A 23,144-nucleotide genomic window follows, 5' to 3' on the forward strand; every position below is an offset into this window, starting at 1 on the left:
AGCTTCTTTCGACGCCCCATTCTTCACCAAAACATGCCGTCGCGACGGGCGATCCATGACGATCGAGGCGCATGGTGCGGCTCCCCGCTTCCCGAATCGATTGCAGACTGTGCATTCATGGCCTGGGTTGTGACTTCCCTCGTAACGCTGCTTTGGGTCATGCGTGCCGCGTCAGTCTGCGCAAGAGAGTGCGCGCAGACCACCGATGGCGTCCCAGCCCTGAGCCTGCACCGGCGCCAGCTCGGCCTTGACGCTTTCCACCCATGCTGCGCCACGACTTGACACCGGTGTCAATTACGGTGGAGGCTGATAAACAGTTCCAATGCCGGGGGTGCGCTGGACGTGGCAGTTGACCATTCGGATCGATATGCGGGGGGCGCGGCAATGCTATTTCTGGCCGCAGACATTGGCGGCACGCACGCGCGAGTGGCGTTGATGCGCGCGTCGCTCGACGGCAGCCGAGTAGTTGAAACACTCGGCTATCGCGTGTTCGTGTGTGCGCAGTTCCCCACCCTGCCGAAACTGCTGCAAACCTTTATCGACGCCGATGTGCGAGCCCCATTGAAGCACTGCGTGCTCGCTTGCGCCGGCCAGATCGTGGGCGACGAGGTCGTCAACGACAATCTCGCCTGGCCCATCCATCTGAGGCAGCTGCGCAACGCGCTGGGCTTGGATGAGGTTGCCGTACTCAACGACTTCGAAGCGCTGGCCTACGCGCTCGACGGCTCGCTCGCTCATGGTGGCCGCCACCTGTGTGGACCGGGCGCACCTCCTTCCCGTGGCCCGACCCTGGTGATCGGGCCTGGCACGGGCCTAGGCGCGGCGGTGCATGTTCCCAGTCCGGCCGGCGGTTTCGTGTTGCCGACCGAAGCCGGCCAGATGGATTTCGCATCGAATTCGGTGCGTGAGCGCGAAATTCTCGCGCACCTCGCGCCGGATGGCGGCTATGTGGCATTTGAACACCTCGTGTCAGGGCCAGGCCTGCTCACCCTCTACACGAGCCTGTGCACCCTGCACGGGGAGTCGCCAAAGTTGGCGACGCCCGAAGCCGTCACTACGGCAGCCATCGGGGGCAGCGATATGCATGCCTTGGAGGCCGTGGAAATTTTCTGTGCCGCGCTGGGCAGCTTCACCGGCAATCTTGCGATGACCTTCATGGCCACGAGCGTGTATCTGGCTGGCGGCTTCCTCTCTTCCGTGTTCGAGCTGCTCAAGCACAGCACCTTTGAGGAGCGATTCCTGCACGGTCGCAGCGCGCGCACGCTGCTGGCGCAAGTACCGGTGTGGGTAACCGAGCATGGCCGGCACGGCGTGCAGGGTGCGGCCCAGTGGTACCTCGAGCGTGGCATGTCAGGAACAGCAACGTTGCGACACGCCGCAGCAAGTGGCGTACGCGCATGAGCCACATAGCAGGACCGCGGGGCGTGCGTCCCGCGCAGTAACACCCAATGGTTGACCTGGGCTCACCAAGCCTTGGTTGGGGACAAAAGAGAAGTTGCATCACGACGGCGTGCGAACCCGCAGGCACCGCCGGGCTACACGCTTTTTCTTGAATTCCATGCAGCACCAGAGGTTCGACAGGCAACAGCAACGAGGTTAGAGCCCATGTCCACCGTATTTCGCAAGCATCCATTGTCATTTGCCGTCAGCATGTCGCTGTTCGCGGTCGTGTCGACGTCCGCTGCAGCGTCGAAATTCGTCTATAGCCCGTCGGACGGCCAGGCTACGCAGGCCAGCACGACGCAGTCCTCACCACCGGCGTCTCCTGACGCCAAAAAGGCCGACACCAAGAAAACCGACGGCAGCGCCGGCCAGAAAAACGCGGTGATGCTGTCGGCCGTGTCCGTCTCCGGCGTGCGTGCTTCGCAGATGCGCGCCATCGACCTGAAACGCGACGCGGCAAACATCCAGGACAGCATCACGGCGGAAAACATCGGCGCGCTGCCGGACACCACCATCACCGACTCGTTGCAGCGTGTCACCGGCGTGCAGATCAACCGCGACGCTGGCGTGGGCACTTCGGTAGACGTGCGTGGCCTGCCCCAGGTCGGCACCATGTTGAATGGCGAAGTGTTCATCACGGCGGACCAGATCGATTCGCAGCAGCCCGACTTCACCATGCTGCCTTCCACGCTGTTCCACGGTGTCGACGTGGTCAAATCGTCCACCGCCAACGAGACCGATGGCGGCATCAGTGGCGCCATCGACCTGCATACCTACCGCCCCTGGGATCTTCCCAGCGGATTCACCTACAGCTATTCGGCCAATGGAGAACGCGGCAGAACCACCCACCATTTGGGGCCCGAGGCCAACGGCCTTGTTTCCTACAACGACCATGGCCGTTGGGGCCTGCTTATCTCCGCTGACTTCTCCAACACCACGCGGACGAACTCCACCGAGGGTCTCGATCAGTATGGCGTAGTGCTCAACGGCGAGAATGCCGCCAGCGCGGGTGGCTACAACGGCTTCCTCACGCCATGGAACGGTGCGCCGATCCCGTCGAGGATCGTGCAGAACCCCGATGGCAGCGTGGACGTCAATGGCGACGGCAAGTCCAACGGCGTCTTCATGGGCAGCCAGGACATCGGCATCAATGAGATCACCACCCAGCGCAAACGCAAGTCCGGCAATGCGTCGTTTCAGATGGATCTCGGCGATGGCTTCAGCGTGACCAGCGACTACTTCTACTCGCAACAGCGCCAGTACGATCGCAATTTCGGCATCCAGTTCAACTCCACCAACTGGCAGGGCGCAACCTATGTGCCGCTGCAATCGCGCGATACCGGAAGCCCCGCCCTCGGCGCCTACGGCACGCCGCAGCCCGGCTGGCAGGGCTCGCAGATATTCACCACGCAGGTGTACGAGAAGTGGCCGGGCGACGTGGAGTCGTACTCGCAGATCATCCAGAAAAGCTCCAATGCGAAGAACTTCAATCTCCAGCTGGACTACGACGACGGCGGACCTTTCACGGCGAGCCTGCGCGGCATCCGTGACACGGCGTTCCAGTCGAACGTCGAAACCGACATCAACGTGTCCGACTCCGATGGCGCACTGTGGCCCAACGTGTTGATGCCCGGCGTACCCGCCGGCGCCGTGCCGCCCGGTACCTTCGTCTACCCGGCGCAATTGGGCGGCAACCGTGTGTTCAACGCCAACGGCGTGCCCCAGAACACGATCCCGATCATCGCGAACTTCGCCGGCCGCTACATCACGGTCAGCATGCCTTCCTCGCTGGCGGCCGATTTCGCCAACCCCAACGGCTGGACGATGAAAACGCTGGAATCCTCCGGCGACTACGATCGCAAGGTGGCGCTGAACGCCTTGCGTTTCGACGGGCAATACGACTTCCAGGACGGCATCAAGCTCGAATTCGGCGTGCGCAACAGTATCCGCAGCGCCAGGAACGTCGGCTGGACGCTGGAAACGCCGGTCTATGCAGGCATCGGCGCCACCGACCCGAACGGCTGCCTCGTACGCTATGTCGGCGCCGACGTGATCATGGATAGCGGCTCCTGCACCGCAGGCAATGCGCTGGGCTACTACCGCGCAGGCCCGCTGTCCGCCATATCGATGCCCAATACCGCGGCACCGCTGTCGGGCAATTTCAAAAAATACACCAACCTGCTCGGCTCGGGCATCAATTTCTGGGCGGTCGATCCCAACGCCCTGATCAATCCGGTTTCGTACTGGAAATCGCTCTACCCCGATACCGTCCAGGTGGGCGAGCCGGGAACGACCTGGGGCGTGGGGCTGAAGGAGCTGTCGGGCTATATGCAGGGCGATTTCAACGGCACCCTCGGCGACATGCCGTACAGCGGCAACGTGGGCGTGCGCGTGATCCACACCAATCTGGACGTTACCCAGCACTTGAGTGGCGCTCCGGGTTCGTATGGCGACGAGCCCGCGGACGCAGGCACCGCCGTCACCAGGCGCAGCTACAACGACGTTCTACCGTCGCTGAATTTTTCGCTGGACCTGACCGACGCCCTGAAGTTCCGGCTGGCCTATTCCAAGAACATGATGCCGCTTGATCTCAGTACCTGGGCGGGCGGCTTGCAGTTGAACTACTCGCTGGCGGAGACACCGCAGGGGCCGATCTTCCGTGTCTCCAACGGCACCTCGACGGGCAACCCGAACCTCAAGCCGTGGCGCTCCACCAACTATGGCGCATCCCTGGAGTACTACATCAATCCCACCAGCATGCTCAGCCTGGCGTTCTTCCGCATCAACGTGGAAAGTTTCATCAAGAACGGCAGCGTGACCAACTGCACCCTGCCCGACGAGGACGGCGTGGTGCGCAATCACTGCATCGTGATCACCGAACCCGTGCAGGGCACCGGCAACAGCATCAAGGGCGCGGAGTTCGATTATCGCCAGGGCTTTACCTTCCTGCCGGGCTTTCTGTCCAAGACGGGCATGGAGGTGAACGCCACTTACGCGCCAAGTAACTCGGGCGAAAGGGACCTGTCCGGCCAGAAGATTCCCTTCCAGGACAACTCCACCAAGTCCGGCAATTTCATCCTGTGGTACCAGGACGGCCACTTCCAGGCTCGCCTCGCCTACAACTACCGTTCGCGGCGAGCCGTGATGGACAGCGTGGGCGGCATCACGGGCATGGAGATGTACGAAGCGCCGCAGAAATATCTGGATGCGTCGATTTCCTACAAGATCAACAAATACGCCGAAATATTCCTGGATGGAACCAACCTCACCAACGAGTACCAGCACTACTACCTGGTGTGGCCCGATCAGCCGGCGCACTCGACTTTCTCCGAGCGCATGTTCATGTTTGGCATACGCGGCCAGTGGTAGCCGTATAAATCAGCGCCATGTAGCCGTTGCTTCAAGGCAAATCGTCATTCCGGCGAAGGCCGGAATGACAAGTAAAGACATTCGTATCCCACCACAACAAGGCAAGCATGCAGGACTCCAGCGCGCCCCCGCCCGTTCGCGACCACGCCTTCCATCGCTCCATCGGCCTGTTCTCGGGAACGGCCATCAACATGACCCAGATGTGCGGCATCGGGCCATTCATCACCATTCCCATCATGGTCGCCACAATGGGTGGTCCGCAGGCCGTCATCGGCTGGATCGCGGGCGCCATCCTGGCCGTGGCCGACGGCCTGGTCTGGGCCGAACTCGGGGCGGCCATGCCAGGTTCCGGGGGAACCTACGTCTACCTGCGCGAAGCGTTCCAGTATCGCACCGGCAAACTGATGCCGTTCCTGTTCATCTGGACGATGCTGCTGGCGATCCCCTTGCTGATGTCCACCGGCATCATCGGCATGGTGGAGTATCTGGAGTTCTTCTTCCCCCACCTGGGCTGGTGGCCGGTGCACCTCATCGGCCTGGTGGCGACCGCCCTCGTCACCTGGCTGCTGTACCGGCGCATCGAATCGGTTCGCGCGATCACCATTGCGCTGTGGGTGATCATGTTGGTCTCCGTCGTCGGCGTGGCGGCGGCGGGCTTCTCCCACTTCCATGCGGGCTTCGCCTTTACCTACCCGGCCGGAACCTTCGGCAGCCACTTCTTCGTGGGATTGGGCGCGGGATTGATCATCGGCATCTACGACTACCTCGGCTACAACACCACCGCCTACATCGGCGACGAGTTGCGCCGTCCGGGCCGGACGATGCCCGGTTCCATCATTGTCTCGGTGATCGCGATGATGGTTGTCTACCTGCTCCTCAACATCAGCGTGCTTGGCGTGGCGCCGTGGCAGGACATTGCCCAGTCCAAATCGGTGGCTTCGCTGGTGGTGGAGCGTAGTTGGGGGCACTTCGCCGCCGCCGTCATGACCGTTCTCATCATCGTGACCGCGTTCGCCTCGGTGTTCACCGGCCTGCTGGGTGGTTCGCGCGTGCCGTTCCAGGCGGCGCAGGACAAAGTATTCCTGTCCGTGTTCGCACGCCTGCACGCCAGGCACGCCTTCCCGCACGTGGCGCTGCTCACCATGGGCGTGGTAACGGCCATCGGCACGTTCTTTGATCTGACCGAAGTGATCAACATGCTGCTGGCCGCAACCATCGTCGTGCAGTCCATCGCGCAAATCGCCGCGCTGGTGGTGCTGCGCAAGCGCCAGCCGAAGCTTGAGCGCCCGTATCGGCAATGGCTTTATCCCGTCCCCTGCGTGATCGCATTGCTAGGCTGGATCTATGTGTACGTGTCCGCCTCCACGCTGTCGCTGATCCTGTCCGGCCTATGGATCATCGTGGGCCTGGTGGTGTTTGCGATTTGGGCCAGGCTCAACCGGTCCTGGCCGTTCGCGCCGGTTGAAATACGCGAAACCTATCTTGGGAATCAGTGACGTCATGCAGACTCCAGCCAGGCACGTGTTTGGGATGATGGCGGCGATGGCGGTCTCGGCCGTGCACGCCCAAACGGCCTACGCACCCACCCAGGTAGCCGTCGATGCCGGCTCCACCACCGCCATCGGTCATTGGCGGATTCAAGACAGCGCGAAGGCACAGCAAAGGGGCGCCGACATCTCTTCGGCGGGCTTCTCCACCGAAGGCTGGTACCCGGTGACCGGCCAGGCGACCGTCATGGCCGGACTGTTGGAAAACGGCGTATACAAGAACGACGTGTTCTACAGCGACAATCTGCGCGCGGTGCAGGTGCCGGATTCGAGCGGCAACCTCTTCGTGACGCCCTGGTGGTACCGCAGCGAATTCACGTTGCCGAAGAACCGGGCGGGAATGCACACGCTGCTGCGTGCCAACGGCATGATCGCGAGCGCCGACGTCTGGGTGAACGGGCACCTGGTCGCCGACCACGGCGAGGTCGCCGGCGCCTATCCCGTGCGCGGATTCGACGTGACGCCATGGGTACACGCAGGCGCCAACGTCCTCGCCATGCGCGTGCATCCAGCCGATCCAAGAATGAGCCTGTCGATCGGCTGGGTGGATTGGAACCCTACCCCGCCCGACAACAACATGGGCCCGTGGCGCGGCGTGGACATCGTGCAGACCGGACCGGTCGAGTTGAGCTTTCCACAGGTACTCTCGACACTGTCGTTGCCCGATCTCGCGCACGCCACGCTGACTGTAAAGGTGAGTGCAAAGAATCTTGACGCTGTGGCGCATGACACAACGATCACCGGCACCGTGGCTGGCGTTCCCATGCAACAGACTGTCCACCTCGCGCCCGGACAGACGCAAGTCGTTTCGTTCTCACCCGCGACAACGCCTGGCCTCGCGCTGAATCACCCGAAGATCTGGTGGCCGGTCGGCATGGGCGAACATCCGCTGTATCAGCTGGAGATGACCGCTGCGGTCGATGGCGCCGCCTCCGACCGGGCTACGGCAACGTTTGGCGTACGCAGCGTCAGTTCGAATCTGACCCAACAGGGCTACCGCCAGTTCTTCATCAATGGGAAGCCCGTGCTGATCCGCGGTGCGGGCTGGGCGCCGGACCTGTTCATGCGCGACAACCCCGCGCGCATGGAGGCCGAGTTCGACTACGTCGTCAACCTGGGGCTCAACACCCTGCGCAGTGAAGGCAAGTTGGAGAACCAGCGCTTTTACGATCTCGCCGACCGCAACGGCATCCTGATCCTGGCGGGCTGGGAATGCTGCGACAAATGGGAGTCGGCCGCCAAGACCGGCGGCGAACCCTGGCATGCCGCCGACGAAAAAATCGCCGAAGACTCCATGGCCAGCGAGGCACGCCTGCTGCGCAACCATCCTTCCGTGATCGGCTTCCTGATCGGCAGCGACAATGCGCCCGCGCCACGCATCGCAAAGCTCTACGCCGATGCGCTCCACGCCGCGGATTGGTCGTTGCCCATCGTCTCGGCGGCGGCTGACCAGGCGACCGCCGAAACCGGACCTTCCGGCATGAAGATGGCCGGCCCGTATGACTGGATACCACCTGCCTATTGGTATGCCGACAAACTGGGCGGCGCATTCGGCTTCGACTCCGAGGTCAGTGCGGGCGCCGACATCCCGCGCCTGGAAGACCTCGTGCGCATGCTGTCTCCGCAGGAGCAGGAGGCCCTGTGGAAATACCCGGAGGCAAGGCAATACCACGCCTCCGCGGACTGGTCGCCATTCGCGGTGCTGACGCCGTTCGACCGGGCGCTGGCCCATCGCTATGGCACGCCCACGAGTCTTGCCGACTATGTCGCCAAAGCGCAGCTCGACAACTACGACAACGTCCGTGCGCAGTTCGAGGCGTTCAATGCGCACATGGATGCCGACAAGCCGGCGACCGGTGTCATCTACTGGATGCTCAACAACGCGTGGCCCTCGCTGCACTGGCATCTGTACGACTACTTCATGAATCCCGCCGGCGCTTATTTCGGCGCCAAGAAAGCCAACGAGCGGGTGCACATCCAGTATTCGTATGACTCCAACGGCATCGTGCTGGTGAACCACTCGCTTGACGATATTCGCGGCCTGCAAGCGAACATCCGCGTGCGCAACCTGGACGGCAGCGTGCGTTACGAAAAGCACCTGCAAGACATCGACGCGGCAGGAAACCACACGCGGCAGTTGGCGGCACTGCCCGCCGTCGCGGGCTTGTCGACCGTTTACTTCATCGAACTCGACCTGGCCTCTTCCGACAGCAAGCCGGTCAGCCGCAACGTCTATTGGCTGTCCACCCGGCCGGATGCGCTGGATTGGGCGCATTCGAACTGGTACCTCACTCCGGTAACGCAGTACGCGGACCTGACCATGCTGCAGTCCTTGCCGGCCGCGACGAGCGAGATCCACGCAACCACACGGCACGAGGGCAATGACGACGTCACCACGGTCACGCTGTCGGTGCCCGCATCGTCCAGGGCGGTGGCGCTGTTCCAACACCTGTCGATCAAGCGCGGCGCACACGGCGACCTTGCGCTGCCGATACAGTGGAATGACAATGACATCACGCTTTGGCCCGGCGAGCAGATGACCCTGACCGCACGCTACGAAGCGCGGGGAACGGCAGCAACGGTCGTCGAAGTGAGCGGATGGAACGTTCCGGCCCAAAGTGTTCCGGCGGCCGCCGCGCAGGGAACGGATCATTGAAGACACAAAGGCTTCCATGTCACGCGTGACCATCAACGATGTCGCCCGCGCGTCCGGCACTTCGAAAAAGACCGTGTCGCGCGTGCTCAACAACGAGCCGAATGTACGCGACGCAGTGCGCGAACGCGTACATGCGGCCATTGCGCAACTCAACTACCGGCCGCTGACCTCGGCACGCAGCCTGGCGACGGACCGCTCCTTCATGATCGGCCTGCTCTACGACAACCTGTCGCCCAGCTACATCATGGAAGTCCAGGCCGGCGTGCTGGAGGCATGCGAAGCAAGGCAATACAGCATGATGGTGCAGCCGCTGGTCTCGACGGCGCCGGACTTCGTCGAGCGCGTCGAGGGGATCCTCTCGCGGCACCGGCCCGATGGATTGATCCTTACTCCCCCCATCACCGACCATCCGAAACTGCTCAATCACCTGCGCAAGAACGAGCTTCCGTTTGCCTCGATCGCCCCGCGCCAACCCAAGAACTGCATCGGTGTGATGCTGCGTGAGCGCGAAGCCGCCGCAGCGATGGTGGCGCACCTTGCATCCCTGGGCCACCGGCGCATCGCCCACATCCTCGGTGACCCCAAGCACGGCGCAGGCATCTGGCGCCTTGCCGGTTACCGCGACGGCCTGAAGCGAGCGGGCTTGAAGGAAATCCCCGCCTACCTGGTCGAGGGCCGGTTTTCCTTCGAGTCCGGCGTTGCCGCAGCCCGCCAGCTGCTTGCATTGAAGCAGCGGCCCACCGCCATTTTCGCGGCCGACGACGACATGGCCGTCGGCGCGATCTGGGCCGCCGCGGAGGCCGGGGTGGCGGTGCCCGGCGAGATTTCCATTTGCGGCTTCGACGACACCAACATCGCGACGCAGGTGTGGCCAACACTGACCACCGTTCACCAGCCCGTGCGCGAAATGGGCAAGCGCGCCACCGAGGAGCTGCTGCTGCGCGTGCTGGGCAAGGGCGAAGCCCGCATGGTCGAGGTCGGCTACGAAATGCGCATGCGCGCATCGACCGCGCCTGCGCCCTGAACCGGGCGCCATCTTGTAGCTGATGCCCTTGCAACCCAAGCCACCGATCGAGAGGAAACCGCCCCATGTCAGCCACGCCAGCCGCCGGCAACCCGGCGCGGAAGTTCCATTTCATTTCCGGGCTGCCGCGCTCCGGCACGACCCTGCTGGCCGCCATCCTCAACCAGAATCCTCGCTTCCGCGCAGGCATGACCAGTCCTCTGGCGGACATCATGGGCGTGGTGATGGCGGAAGCGAGCAGCAAGAACGATTTTTCGTTCGATGTGTCCGACGCGCAGCGCGTCGCGCTGTTGCGCGGGCTGGTCGAGAACTTCTACTCGTTGCAGGACGCCGATGCCGGCGTGGTGTTCGACACCAGCCGGCTGTGGTGCAGCCGAATGCAGTTGCTCCATACGCTGTTCCCCAGCGTGAAAGTCATTGCATGCGTGCGCCAGCTGGCATGGGTGCTGGACAGCATGGAACGATTGGTGCAGCGGCAGCCGGTCAGCGTCAGCAAGGTGTTCCGTTTCGACACCAACACCACGGTGTACTCGCGCGTTGAGGCGTTGACCGATCCACGCGGCATGGTGGGCTTCGCCTACCAGGCCACCAAGGAAGCGTTTTACGGCCAGTATGCGCAAAACCACCTGCTGATGCTGACCTACGAAAGCCTCGTGAGCGATCCGGCTGCAGCCATGCGCGCGGTCTACCGATTCCTGGACGAACCCTGGTTCGAGCACGACTTCGACCACATCGCCTACAACGCCGACGAGTTCGATGCCCGCGTCGGCATGCCCGGCCTGCATGCCGTCCGGCCGAAGGTGCAGTCCATCGAACGCCAGCCGGTGCTGCCGCGCGAAGTCTTTGGACGCTTTGCGAACGAAGCGTTCTGGAAGGACCCCAAGAACAACGTCAACCAGGTACCGATCGTGTAAGGGTGCTCATCGCATTCAAAAAGGGATCACGTCAATCGTGCAGCGTGGAGCGCGGCGTGGGGCAGCGCGTAGGCTGGGATGGTAATCCCAGCACCAGGGTGCCGCGCGGAAGCTGGGATTATCATCCCAGCCTACGCGCTCAGCGCATTCAAAATGGATCGCGTTAATCGTGCAGCGTGGAGCGCGGCGTGGGGGTCAGGCGCATGGATTGAGTCTGGCCCGTCAACCAAGCGTCGAGGGCCGGGGTGATCAACCGATCCCAGGCGCTCGATGTGATGAACGCATCGTATTGCTGCGCGTCGCGAAACACGGCCACGCCGACCAGCACGTTCTCGCCAGTCCGAACCGGTAGCCGGGGAAAATTGTTGGGCGCGTCCTCGGTTATGTACCAGGCGACGACGTGTGCGCCAGCGTGCTCAAGAACGCGCGTCATATCCTGTCTGCAGAAGTCCAGCAAGCGCTGATCGGCCGCCGACTTCAATGAGAACACCGTAATGTCGACCAGCCCCGGGGGATCGATCCGGCTGCCGGCGGCGGCACGGTTGAGCGGCTGGTGCCCCAGGCCGGAGCCCGCCCAAGCCGGCTTCAACAGCAGTACGTTGTCCGAATCGACCATCGTTTCATTGGCGGCATTTCGATTCGCCATCCAGACCGGACCGGTGTAGAACCCGGTCAGTCCGGCCTGGCGCGACGGCATGTCCTTGAACCCGCGCAGCCAGACGAATTTGTCGGGATCGTCCAGGTCACGAAACTGCCCGAGCAGGCGCATGCCCAAAGCCTCCTGGGATTCGACGAACTCGCGCTCGAACAGTTCGATCAGGACGTCTCGCCGGCCTGGGTGAAGAGTGTATTGCCGCAGCTCGACGACCGTGCACTCGGCATTGTCGCCATCGGAACACGGGGCGGCGCTACCGAAAGGCGAGACGGTCGTGGGCACTGAATTCATGGGGAGGTCCGGCAGGTGGAAAGGCCGAGCTCAACCTAAGCGAGATATAGGACGTTTTGAGCCCTATATCTGCTTGACTGAGCTCACGGCTGACCGGGCACTCGCTCGTGGAACACGTTGAATGCCGCCGGACGGCGTCCAGGCGGCAGCGGCTGTTCCGCGGCATGGCCCAGCGAAACCAGCAGGGCGACAGCGAGATCGTTGCGATGCTCGGCGCCGATGGCGCGCTTGACCAGCGCCTCGTCCCAACCGTTCATGGGCGAGGTGGCCAAGCCATGGCTCTGTGCGGCGAGCATGAAGAAACTTGCCGCGATCATGGCGTCTTTGATCGCGTATTCGCGCAGGGCACCGCGCGCGGCCAAAGCTTCCTGGAACTCCTGCGATGCCGTAGCGAAGTTTGTGGCGAAGTCCGCGCTCCAGGCTCCGTTGGCGCGGGCCTGCTGCCAGATATCGCTGCGATCACGCGTATGCGCAAGGCAATCAGCCAGGAACACCACGACCACCGGCGCCTCCTGCGGCTGCGGCTGGCCACCGGTCGCCAGGGTCAGGGCGGCGCGGCCTTCCGGGCTGGTCACCACCACCAGCTGGCGATCCTGCAGATTCCAGCTTGATGGGGCTGCCAAGGTCAGTCCGATCAGCTCATCGAGAATGTGTGAATCGACGGGATCCGGCCGGTAGTGCCGAACCGCGCGGCGCTGGCGGATGGCCGACGAGACGGACAATTCGGTGCTACTGGCCGGCAGCGCGGCCTTTTCCGCATAGCTGGACAGCGTCAGTGGCGCCTGCAGCAATAGCGGGAGACGGTCCAGCGCGGCCTTTACGTACGGGCTGGCCAAATGGTTTTCCCATGCGTTGCTGTCGCGATAGTGTTCGCTGACCTGGAAGCGCGAGGGGTCGTCCAGGTGCTGCCGCACGCTATAGGCAAGCACACCCTCCTCGGTGGCGGTATGGACGGCAAGCTCGCTGAGCAGATCATGCACGGCATCGATCGCGTCCGCGCGGGCCTGCAGGTCGGCAACGAAGATCATGGCTGGACTCCTGGGATGGGGAGCCCTCAGCTTCGATCATCGCGGCCAGGGGCGATTGTAGAAATGCGAATAGGTGGGCGCGGCGCGGCGTAGTTCGCCCGGGCTGAAGCCGGTGAGCTCGCGGAATTCGCGCACTTGCTGGGCCTGGTCGAAGTAAGCCGGATCGATCAGTTCGGTAAGAAGCGAGTCAGGCGGTGCCAGCAGCAGTTCGCGCAGTGAGCGGCGCAGGCGAGCCAGGCGCCGGAAGCGTGCTGGGGAAATGCCGGTGGCGTCGTGGAAGCGGTTTTCCAAGTGCCGCGTGCTTATCCCAATCTCGTTGGCCAAGGTTTCGACCCGAAGAGCCTGCTGCAGCAGGCGGCTGATGGCATGCTGGACGTTGACCCCCTGCCCTGCGGGCTGCAGGCGTGCGGACAGGAAACGATCGAGTATGGCGGCGCGCACATTCATATCGGCCGCTTCAGCCAATTGTTGCAGCAGCGTATGGACTGCCGGCCCCCAGATGTCTGCCGCATCCGTGAAGCGGTCGCAGAGCAGCGCCGTCGGCATGCCGGTAAGCCGCTGCCCCGCACCCGCCCGCACGCGCACGGCGACGAAACCGAGTGGGCCATGCTGGAATAGTTCGACCGGCCGGCTGCGCACACACACAACATGCGCATGCGGCAGGGTTTGCATCTGCGTATCCGTACCGACGGCGAACGGTGTGGCGTAGTGGAAGAAGATCTCCAATCCACCGGGGCTGGGCATCAGCGGCAGCAGTCGCAGCAGCGCACCGCCGTCGCTCTCCCAGCTCCAATAGCGGTCGACGAACAAACTTAACGAGGGGGCCGGGAGACGGTGGGCAATGCGCATTGCATTATTCGGAAAAGATCGCGTCGGGTGGGGGCATCATAAATGCGATAAGAGCGGTCTATCGTCCTTGGTCATCCGGAGAAGGCACTCTGCGGTAACCGCAATGCCGGCGTGGTACCGAAATACGCTCAGATCCCGTTCGACGGCTGGAAAAGGCCGAAATACCTGCCTTCGACGTCAGGTTCACGCATGCTAACGGGTACCCCCGTACCTATACCGGAAATCCACAGAAGCGCGACTAAGATCACACTACCGCCCGGTACCTGCCAATGGGGAGATGCACCAACTGCGATGTCTCGCATCGCAATGCTGGGTTTATTCCCTATGGCGCACTAGCGTAACGCGGCGCGGGAGTGCCTTTATGTCCTATCGAAGGGTCATGGGCGGTGCGAAGGCAACGAGCCGCTCCGCGGCTTCGATGCTCCTCGGGAATCAGGCAACTCGACCAGGAAGCACCGATGCCGGTGCGCGCAGCGGCATCCTGTTTTCGATGCGCGCCCACGATCGCTCAAGCTGTGAATTCGGTTGCCGGCAAGAAGCGTGGTCCGGCAGAGGTGCTGCCGGCTCATGATCTCGGCCACTCCGTCGAACATTGCGGCGCCGGCAACCTCGACCGCAGCCAAGGTAACCGAAGAAGCGGGTCAAGGTTTCGAGCCATGAAAGATTCCCAGATAGACGAGAGCTCCATTCAAGCAACGAGCTTTGCCTTGAGCTCCGGAACCCCCGGCCAATTGAACATTCAGATCGCCACCTCGCCTTATCTTAGCGAAATCGATTTCTCACCGCTCGAGCGGTTCCAGGGCGGCGAGGTCTCGCTGGACCTCGTGTCACTCGCCGACCTGCTACGCAATTCGATCGTCTATCCGCCGCATTCCATTTATCGGAATGTGAAACTTGCCGGTACCGGTTTCGACCCGGCGCAGGACATGCACGCCACTCCGCAGTACCACTACGCGTTTCAGTCGGCGTTGGCTCATTCGCGCCCAACGTCTGGAACGGTCGACGAAAACCAGCTGCTGGAGACGTATCACCGTCTGCTGTGCAATTCGATCGCACGCACCACGGCACGCATGCACGCCCCATGGCTGCTTCAAAGTGGCGGCAAGGATTCCACGACGTTGGCCATCGCGCTGGCCGAGACGCGCCCCGACACGACCTGCTTCACTTATCTGGGCGGCAGCGAGGAGAATGAAATTCCATCCGCGAAGTTCGTCGCAAAGAAGCTTGGGCTGCGTCACGAGGCGCTGGCGTGCAATCCGGAGCGCGCCTACGATCGCTATCTCGCCATGCTCCCGCGCATCCCTTTGCTGACCGCCGATTTCGCCGCGCTGTCCTACGCCGATTTGGTGACGGAAGTTCACGCACAGAGCGGCGACGGCATCATCGACGGCCTTGGCACAGACGAATATTTCGGCACGCCTATGCACAACACGGACCGATTGCTTGCGCTGTTGGCGTGCGGCATTCGTTTGCCGCAGGCGCTGTTCACATCGAAATGGGTCAGCCGCAGCTTCAAGCTTTGCTTTGTGCTGTCGACACTGCAGATGAATATTTTCGAGCGACTCCTTCCCGGCTCGCGTTTCAGCGATGCGGAAGTGGATGCCCTGCTCGGGTGCGACATATCAATTCTCTCACGGCGACGCCTCGAACAGTTTTACCCTGACATCGATGCGGCTCGATCCAAGGAAGCGGTGCGCCGCATTACGTGCACCATCTATGAATCAGGGATGCTCGCCAAAGGCATGTACATGGCCAGGGCCGTGGCGCTCCGGCTGGTCTATCCCTACTGCGACGAACAGTTGCGCGACTGGGTTTTCCATCATGTTCCCGATGAATACCTGATCGGCCCCGGCGGCGTGAACAAGGTGCTGATGCGCAAGTACATCGCGCGACACTTCAAGGACCTGCCCTACGTGCAATCCAAGGGCAGCTTTCGCTTCGACCTGCGTGGCCTGGCCAGCCGCCGCTTCGACCAGGTGCGCACCTTTGCCGAACAGGCTCGCGACGTGATGCCGGGTGCTCCGGCCTGGCTGGACGCGAACCGCCGGTTTTTGGGCAACAAGTACTTCGCGTCCAAGTTCTATCTGCTCGCTGTCACCCTACCCTGGTTGCTCAACCGCACACATGGTGCCGGAGCTGCCGCTCAAGCCGAAAGCGAGCGTAAATCATAACGGCAAAGCCCAATGGACTCAGCTCCTAGCGCGTACCGGCTGCTAATCCCCGCAAGGCAGATGAAAGATCGGCCGTGAATGCGTGCGAGTCGTCGATCCAACTGTAGTGACACGCCTGCTTGATGACCGACACATGCACGACGGGCAGCGAATGGCTTATCGCCTGCCAACGTGACGCGCCGGGATCGACGAAGTCCTGATCGCCCTGAATGACTTCGACGGGCACGGGGCTTTGTCGCAGGGTGCTGACAAAATCGTATTGCTCAGGATCGCTGTTGCCGATGGCTTGGGATACGGCGGTGTTGTAGTAGACCCCGCCACCTTTCCATGTGCGCCAGTTCTTCAGGCGGCATACGTTGATGGAGGCCCAATCCACGAGCTTGGTTCGCTGCCACCTCAATCGAGGGCTCAATGCATCCGGGCGACCGTCGTCAGGGATGCCCGCCTCCTGCATGAGCCTGGCGACCTCCGGACGCCCCTGCAATGCCTTGAGTCGAGCGGTCACCGGTTTCCATAGGTCGTCCAGGGTCATGCCCGGGTCCGTGGCGGGCGGAAACGCCCCGGTGAGTATCAGCCGGGAAACCCGTTGCGGAAATTTTTGATAGTAGCTGAGGGCCAGCAGCGTGCCTTCGGAGTGGCCAAGCAGAACAAGCTTTGGTTCGCCCAAGGCGTTGCGCAAGGCTTCCAGATCGTCCACCAGTTGGGCAAGAGAGAGGCTCTTGAGTTTTTCTTCCGGCACGGGGGACAGCAGGCTGCCTCGCTGATCGAACAGAATGAACCGGTATCGGTTGGCGAGCGGCCGAACGGCATCGACGAGATAGCTGAAGTCTCCGCCGGGCCCGCCGTGCAGCACCACCACGGCGGGGCCATGGCCAAGCTCGGTGACGTAGATCCCGTCATGCGTTCCCGGCGCAGGCAGATACCATCCATTTTCCTGCAGTTGGTCGAAGACATCCTCTGTGTTGGCGGTGGCTTCAGCGATGGGCGACACGAGCCATGCGAGAAGAAATAGGTGGGCGATAAGAAAGCGAGCCGTTCGACGCAATATGGACATCGGGGCATCATCCCTAACCAAAACGCGACCACTTCGCGCAGGGAGGCTGGATATCAGTTCGTCCTGCTGGTTTCCAGTGCCTATCGCTAGGCACTACTGACAACCATGCCGTCATTCCGGCCCCTGCTTGCACCTGATTAGCGCCATGTCTCAACTGGCGGGCATCGGCTCCCTCCCCTACGTGTAGTAGGGGAGGGCTGGGGTGGGGTGAAGCAAGCTCGCGATGAACTCAAACAGTGCGGCAAGCTCGTACAACTCCACCCCAACCCTCCCCTGTGTACAGGGGAGAAAGGCCGTTTCCGGTTAGCTCTTCGATCTCGCCTTGAACTCACTATTAAGGCGCTTGTTACCTGGATTCACGCGAAGGCATCGAACATCAAGTGTTTGCCACGGCGTTTAGGCCGTGTCCCGCCCAGGCCTCGGAACGGGATGACGGCGTCTACACGCCATCTACACATTTGTCGACTCATCGTTACGAAGCGGCGTCCGCCCCAGGGGAGCAATGGTGCAAGCGTCATGAATCCCGGCTTGGGATAGGGGCCGCTGCGTACATTTTGAACGCTAGCATTCGGCAGCGGCTTTTCGGTGCCTGCGGGTATCGAAAAAATCGCGACCGAATTCCTTTCTTCATGACCTACGAAGGAGTTCAGCTATGCAGCAGAATGATAATGTCGTTTCCGCTTGGCTCGAAGGCGCCGATAGCATCAGCGGCTTGGGCAACCCGGCCGGCCCGCTCTTTGTGGATGGCTCCACCGAGAAAAAAATGACCACTCGGGCGAGTGCCGAGAGGATCGACACCATGTTTAGGACAACGCAGTCCTGCGCTTCCGGCTGCAGTTGTTGCTGATTTTCCACCGAGGCCAACACACCGCTGAATCCGGTCGTGTGTTGGCCTTTTCCATGTCCCCTCGCCTCATCATAAGGAAGGCGCCGAATCGAATGATGGCCGAGACTCGTACTGCCGACGCCTTCGCACCGATCATTGACCACTTCACCGCTTCCGCACGCGCTGCTTTGGAGCAGTGTCTTACCGCAGTCACCGGGCTGGATGCCGGCGAAGTGTCGCTGATCCGCAAGACCGCTGACGAAGCGCTGCGTTCCAACGCACGCCTCAAGCTAAACCGCGTGCTATTGCTGGAATTGCACGCGGCCAATCGATGCGGTTGGCTCACCGCGGAAAGCGACGCGGACCGTCACGATCAATTTGTCGAAATCGCGCAGCAAGCCGAATTCACCGCTCATCTGGATCGACGCTACCCGTCGCTACATAGTCGCCTGCAACGATCCCTTGATCAGCAAGCCCGCGCGATCCAAACGCTCGCAACCCGCTTTGCCGCCGATCGCAGCCTGTTGGCGTGCTTCTTCGAACGCCCTGCAGGACGCCTCACCGCTCTGAGCCTGGGACAAGGCGATCTGCATGCCGGCGGCCAGGCCGTCGCGCGGCTGTCTCTGGAAGCGGGCGAAGTCATGTACAAACCGCGCTCGCTGCGAGTCGACCTTGCATTGGATAGGTTTTTGCAGCGCGTGTTCGGCGAGACCGCCGAACGCATCTGCGTGCCCAAGGTGGTCGACCAGGGCGACTACGGTTGGGCGTCGTTCGTGGTCCATCGCTATTGCGAGGGCGAAGAGGAGCTGCGCGCGTTCTATCTGCGGCTTGGCCATTGGCTGGCGGTGCTGCGCCTGCTCGGCGGCACCGATATTCATCACGAGAACCTTATCGCTGCCGGCCCTGTGCCGGTGGTCATCGACGCTGAAAGCCTGTTCGCCGTCATTCCCAAACCCGCCGCTTCGGGAGGCGGACAAGCCCACGATGCGGCACAGGCGCTGATCGCCGGCTCGGTCTTGCGCACTGGCATAGTGCCGTTTCGTGCGTCGGGCGAAGGCTTCGACGGGGCCGACCTTTCGGCAGCCGGGGCGCTGCCTGACCAGCAACCGAAGGTGCAGATTCCCGTTATCGTCGATGCAGGCACGACCGAGGCTCGACTGAAGCTGGTCGACACCGACATCGTCCATTCCCAGAACCATCCCAGCGCCCTTCCCCAGGTTTCCACGTACTGGAACCAGATCAGCGAAGGATTCCTGGCCGCCTCCAACAGCTTGCGCGAACTCGACGCAAAAGGCGTGCTTGAAGCATGGCTGCTCGACTTCGAAGGCTGCCCGGTGCGCGATCTTCGTCTTCCGACCCAGTCTTATGCGGAGATTGGCCGCATGTTGTGGCATCCGGCGTCGCTGCACGATGAGGCCAAGGCGATCGAACGCGCCCGCGACCTTTTCACCCGCAACGCCGCCCTCACCTCGGTGACCTCATCCACCCCCGAGGAAATAAGCGGCGCGATCGACGATCTGCTGTACGGCGATATTCCGGTTTTCGTCGCCCCGCTGGCCCGCACGCGGATCAACGCCGCCCTGGCGGATTGGCGCGTGATGCGTATCGATCTGGAAGAGCTGACCATACGCAGCGCGCTGGTTACGACCGAACTCAACCGGCGCGGCAATCTGCCGGACCCGATCAGTGACGACCGCCTTTGCCGTGCGCAAGCACCGCATGGCGAACAGCTGGATGCACGTCGCCGCCAACTGGCGGCGGATGTGGTGGAACGCCTGCTGAGGCTCGCCGTGCCCGGTGCCGACGGCTCGATGACATGGATTACGCCGGAAACCACCAGCGAAGGCTGGTTCATTCAACCCCTGCAAGGCGATCTCTACTTCGGGCTTGGCGGCGTCACGGTGGCGCTCGCGGGTTATTTGCGCGAAGTCGAAGACGGCCGCGCGAACCCGGTGCCGGGTACCGAAGAGGCGCTGGACGGCGCGCTGCGCACCCTCGTGTCGCTTGAAGCCATCCAGCCGCCAAGAAGCATCGGCGGTTTTGAGGGCTACGGCGCGCAAATCTGGACGTGGCTGACCTTGCGCGACCTGCTGCGGCGCCCGGAGCTGATCGCACGCGCGGTGGCCAGCGCCGAAGCACTGGAAGCAAGGGGATTTCGCGCTGAGGATGGCTTCGACGTCATCGACGGTGCGGCCGGCGTTATCGTACCGCTGCTGAGCTTGGCTGAGGCCACCCGTGATACGCGCTGGCTGGCGCTGGCCGCATGCGCTGGACAGCACCTGGAAAAAACCGCGGTCGTCGATGCGATCGGCGCGCGCTGGATGACCCGTTTTGAGCAGGCGATAGGCGGGTTTTCCCACGGCGCCACCGGCATCGGCTGGGCGCTCGCGCGCCTTGCCTCATCGCAAGCGGGCAGCGAAGACGAGCGCGCCCGCTGGGGCGTGCTGGCTGACGCGGCGTTCGCGTTCGAAGATTCGCTTTACGAGGAAAGCTGCGGCAACTGGATCGACAAACGTTACCCGCAACTCAATAAGAGCCATGACACATGGTGCAATGGCAGCGTTGGCATCGGCCTCGCCTCAGCGGATCTGTATGCCCGCGTCGGCGATGCGCACCACTTGCACAGGCTGCGGCGCGCGATTGCCGCCGCACGCGGCAAGTGGGGCATCAGCCACACCTTGTGCCATGGGGATTTTTCGCTGTGGGAGCTGCAGTTGCGCGCTGCCGCACTGGACCCGGTTGCTTGTGCCGAAGATCTGAACGAATCGGTGGCGCAGATCGTTTCGTCGATCGAAGAGAATCGCGGGATAGTCACCGGCCGGGCACGCGCTGCCTTCACCCCGGGCCTGATGAATGGGCTTGCTGGTGCGGTCCACGGCCTGAGCCGATTGCATCGGCAATGCACCCTGCCCTCGCCGCTGCTATTGGAGCGATGAGCCAAACATCGGCTTGATTGGTTTATTCGCTATCATGGCCAGGCTTGAAACATCTGAGGTGGCGCCATGGCCGATAAACAGATTCCAGGCATTCGCCCCTACGACAATCCCGCCGGCGGCTGGGGCGCTTTACGCGCAACGGCCCGGGCCGTACGCGAGCAAATGGAAGCCGGCGAAGCGACCGCAACCTTGCTGCGCACCAACAAGCCGGAGGGATTCGACTGCCCCGGCTGTGCGTGGCCGGACAAGAAGTACACGTCGACCTTCCAGTTCTGCGAGAACGGCGCCAAGGCCGTCACCTGGGAAGCCACCACCAAGCGCGCGCCGCCGACCTTCTTCGCCAGGAACACCGTCACTTCGCTACGTGCATGGAGCGATTATCAATTGGAAGACCAGGGGCGCCTGACGCATCCCATGGTCTACAACGCGCAGAAGGACATCTACGAGGCGATCGGCTGGGACGAGGCCTTTGCGCGCATCGGCGAAATCCTGCGCGGCATGACGGAGCCGGATACGGTCGAGTTCTATACCTCGGGACGGGCCTCCAACGAGGCGGCCTTCCTCTATCAGATCTTTGCGCGCGAATACGGCACGAACAATTTCCCGGATTGCTCGAACATGTGCCATGAAGCGACGAGCGTGGGCTTGCCGCAATCGATCGGCATCGGCAAGGGCACGGTGTCGCTGGATGATTTCGATCATTGCGAACTGATCATCGCCATGGGTCACAACCCCGGCACCAACCATCCGCGCATGATGGGCACGCTGCACGAAGTGGCGCGCCGGGGCGCGCCCATCATCGTGTTCAATCCGCTGCGCGAGCGCGCGCTGGAACGCTTTGCCGATCCGCAGGACCCGCTTGAGATGGCCACGCTCGGGTCGACGCCGATTGCATCGACCTATCTGCAGGTCAAGGTCGGCGGGGATGCGGCCGCTCTCAAGGGCATCATGAAAGCGCTGCTGGAGATGGACGCGGCAGCGGATCCCGGCTCGACCGTGCTCGATCACGCTTTCATCAAGACGCACACCCACGGTTTTGAAGCCCTTGCTGCCGATCTGCGCGCAACAACCTGGCCGGCCATCGTGGCCACGTCGGGCCTGAGCGAATCCGAATTGCGCGCCGTCGCCGATGCCTACGCCCAATCGAACGCGACCATCGTCACCTACGGCATGGGCATGACCCAGCACAGCATGGGAACGCAGAACGTGCAGCAGATTGCCAATCTGTTGCTGTTGCGCGGCAATTTCGGCAAGCCAGGCGCCGGTATTTGTCCGTTACGCGGGCATTCGAATGTGCAAGGCGATCGCACGGTCGGCATCACCGAAAAGCCCACGGCCGGCCTGCTGGATAGGATCGAAAAAACCTTTGGCTTCCGCCCGCCGGCCAGGCACGGTCATGATGCGGTCGCGGCCATGCAGGCGATCGTCGATGGCCGTTCGAAGGCATTGATCTGCCTGGGCGGGAATCTTGCCGTGGCCTTGCCCGATGCGCAGGCGTGCTTTCCCGCGATGCGTCGCCTGGAGCTCTCGGTGCATATCGCCACCAAGCTCAACCGCTCGCACCTGCTCACCGGCAAGCACACTTTCCTGTTGCCTTGCCTGGGACGTACCGAGCGGGACATGCAAGCGAGCGGTCCGCAGGCGGTGACGGTGGAAGATTCGATGTCGATGGTGCATGCGTCGCGCGGCAAGCTGACGCCTGCGTCGGAAGCGCTGCGCTCGGAACCCGCCATCGTCGCCGGCCTGGCCGCCGCCACGCTGCCGGACAGCCGCGTGGCATGGATGGAGCTGATCGCCGATTACGACCGGATTCGCGACGCCATCGAATCGGTCTTTCCCGATTTTGAAAACTACAACGAACGTATCCGTCATCCGGGCGGATTCAGGCTGCCGCTGCCGCCCACCGAACGCATCTGGAACACGCCCTCGGGCAAAGCTGAATTCCTGCTCTTCCGTGGCCTGGAAGAAGATCCCGCCCGCACCGATCCGACCATCCTGAAGCTCACCACCATCCGCAGCCACGACCAGTACAACACCACCATCTACAGCCTCGACGACCGCTATCGCGGCGTTTTCGGGCGACGCGACGTCGTGTTCATGAACGAGGCCGACCTCGCCGAACGGGGCATCGCGGAGGGCGACGAAATCCGCGTGGAAACCGCCTTCGGCCAGGGCCAGGAACGTTGCCTGAGCAAGGTCATCGCCGTTGCCTACAAGATCGCCCGCGGTGCGGTGGCCACCTACTACCCGGAAGGCAATTGCCTGGTGCCGCTTAGCTACATCGACAAAGTGAGCGGCACGCCCTCCTACAAGTCGATTCCGGTTCGCGTGTCACGCGTAGCAGGCGCGTAACTATTTGCAGAACGACTACAACGCAAGAT

14 protein-coding genes are annotated in these 23,144 nt (G+C 62.6%); 10 read left to right on the plus strand and 4 right to left on the minus strand.

All coding sequences use genetic code 11. From position 1 onward, the window contains the following. The first annotated feature begins 384 nt into the window (after positions 1-384). The 6 genes from EKH80_RS06590 (at position 385) to EKH80_RS06615 (ending at position 10,953) form a co-directional block, all read left to right on the plus strand. Positions 385-1,401: a glucokinase gene (locus EKH80_RS06590; protein ID WP_126683938.1), complete on the plus strand. Its 1,017-nt coding sequence runs from the start codon at positions 385-387 to the stop codon at positions 1,399-1,401. A 204-nt stretch (positions 1,402-1,605) separates the two neighbouring features. Then, on the plus strand, positions 1,606-4,812 hold the full coding sequence (locus EKH80_RS06595) for a TonB-dependent receptor (protein ID WP_126683939.1): 3,207 nt from the start codon (positions 1,606-1,608) through the stop codon (positions 4,810-4,812). 107 nt (positions 4,813-4,919) lie between these two features. After that, the gene (locus EKH80_RS06600; RefSeq protein ID WP_126683940.1) at positions 4,920-6,308 is read left to right on the plus strand and encodes an APC family permease; all 1,389 of its coding nucleotides are present in this window, start codon (positions 4,920-4,922) and stop codon (positions 6,306-6,308) included. Between the two features lie 4 nt (positions 6,309-6,312). Continuing rightward, entirely contained in the window at positions 6,313-9,015 is a 2,703-nt protein-coding gene (locus EKH80_RS06605) for a glycoside hydrolase family 2 protein (protein WP_230473466.1), read from the plus strand. A 16-nt stretch (positions 9,016-9,031) separates the two neighbouring features. After that, complete coding sequence (locus EKH80_RS06610; protein ID WP_126683941.1) at positions 9,032-10,039, plus strand: LacI family DNA-binding transcriptional regulator; 1,008 nt, start codon at positions 9,032-9,034, stop codon at positions 10,037-10,039. 65 nt (positions 10,040-10,104) lie between these two features. Continuing rightward, positions 10,105-10,953 carry a sulfotransferase family protein gene (locus EKH80_RS06615; protein ID WP_126683942.1) on the plus strand — a complete coding sequence of 283 codons (849 nt, stop codon included), beginning with the start codon at positions 10,105-10,107 and terminating at the stop codon, positions 10,951-10,953. A 163-nt stretch (positions 10,954-11,116) separates the two neighbouring features. On the opposite strand, the gene EKH80_RS06620 is transcribed toward EKH80_RS06615, so the two are convergent. The 3 genes from EKH80_RS06620 to EKH80_RS06630 form a co-directional block, all read right to left on the minus strand. Then, positions 11,117-11,899 carry an NIPSNAP family protein gene (locus EKH80_RS06620; protein ID WP_126683943.1) on the minus strand — a complete coding sequence of 261 codons (783 nt, stop codon included), beginning with the start codon at positions 11,897-11,899 and terminating at the stop codon, positions 11,117-11,119. An 83-nt stretch (positions 11,900-11,982) separates the two neighbouring features. Continuing rightward, complete coding sequence (locus EKH80_RS06625) at positions 11,983-12,927, minus strand: nitroreductase family protein (protein WP_126683944.1); 945 nt, start codon at positions 12,925-12,927, stop codon at positions 11,983-11,985. Between the two features lie 36 nt (positions 12,928-12,963). Then, entirely contained in the window at positions 12,964-13,776 is an 813-nt protein-coding gene (locus EKH80_RS06630; RefSeq protein ID WP_126683945.1) for a helix-turn-helix domain-containing protein, read from the minus strand. Between the two features lie 707 nt (positions 13,777-14,483). Between EKH80_RS06630 and EKH80_RS06635 the strand changes: the two genes are divergently transcribed. Then, the gene (locus EKH80_RS06635; RefSeq protein WP_158628778.1) at positions 14,484-15,947 is read left to right on the plus strand and encodes an asparagine synthase-related protein; all 1,464 of its coding nucleotides are present in this window, start codon (positions 14,484-14,486) and stop codon (positions 15,945-15,947) included. 25 nt (positions 15,948-15,972) lie between these two features. On the opposite strand, the gene EKH80_RS06640 is transcribed toward EKH80_RS06635, so the two are convergent. Then, on the minus strand, positions 15,973-16,938 hold the full coding sequence (locus tag EKH80_RS06640) for an alpha/beta fold hydrolase (protein WP_158628779.1): 966 nt from the start codon (positions 16,936-16,938) through the stop codon (positions 15,973-15,975). A gap of 715 nt (positions 16,939-17,653) precedes the next feature. On the opposite strand from EKH80_RS06640, the gene EKH80_RS24435 reads away from it, so the two are divergent. The 3 genes from EKH80_RS24435 (at position 17,654) to EKH80_RS06650 (ending at position 23,115) form a co-directional block, all read left to right on the plus strand. Beyond that, positions 17,654-17,848 (plus strand): DUF6229 family protein, encoded by a 195-nt coding sequence (locus tag EKH80_RS24435; protein WP_425481133.1) that lies wholly within the window; start codon positions 17,654-17,656, stop codon positions 17,846-17,848. Positions 17,849-17,940: 92 nt separating this feature from the next. Continuing rightward, the gene (locus tag EKH80_RS06645) at positions 17,941-20,763 is read left to right on the plus strand and encodes a type 2 lanthipeptide synthetase LanM family protein (RefSeq protein WP_158628780.1); all 2,823 of its coding nucleotides are present in this window, start codon (positions 17,941-17,943) and stop codon (positions 20,761-20,763) included. A gap of 66 nt (positions 20,764-20,829) precedes the next feature. Next, on the plus strand, positions 20,830-23,115 hold the full coding sequence (locus tag EKH80_RS06650; protein ID WP_126683949.1) for an FdhF/YdeP family oxidoreductase: 2,286 nt from the start codon (positions 20,830-20,832) through the stop codon (positions 23,113-23,115). The last annotated feature ends 29 nt before the right edge of the window (positions 23,116-23,144 follow it).

Origin of the sequence: Dyella choica (genome assembly GCF_003977665.1) — a bacterium.
Lineage (GTDB): Bacteria > Pseudomonadota > Gammaproteobacteria > Xanthomonadales > Rhodanobacteraceae > Dyella_B > Dyella_B choica.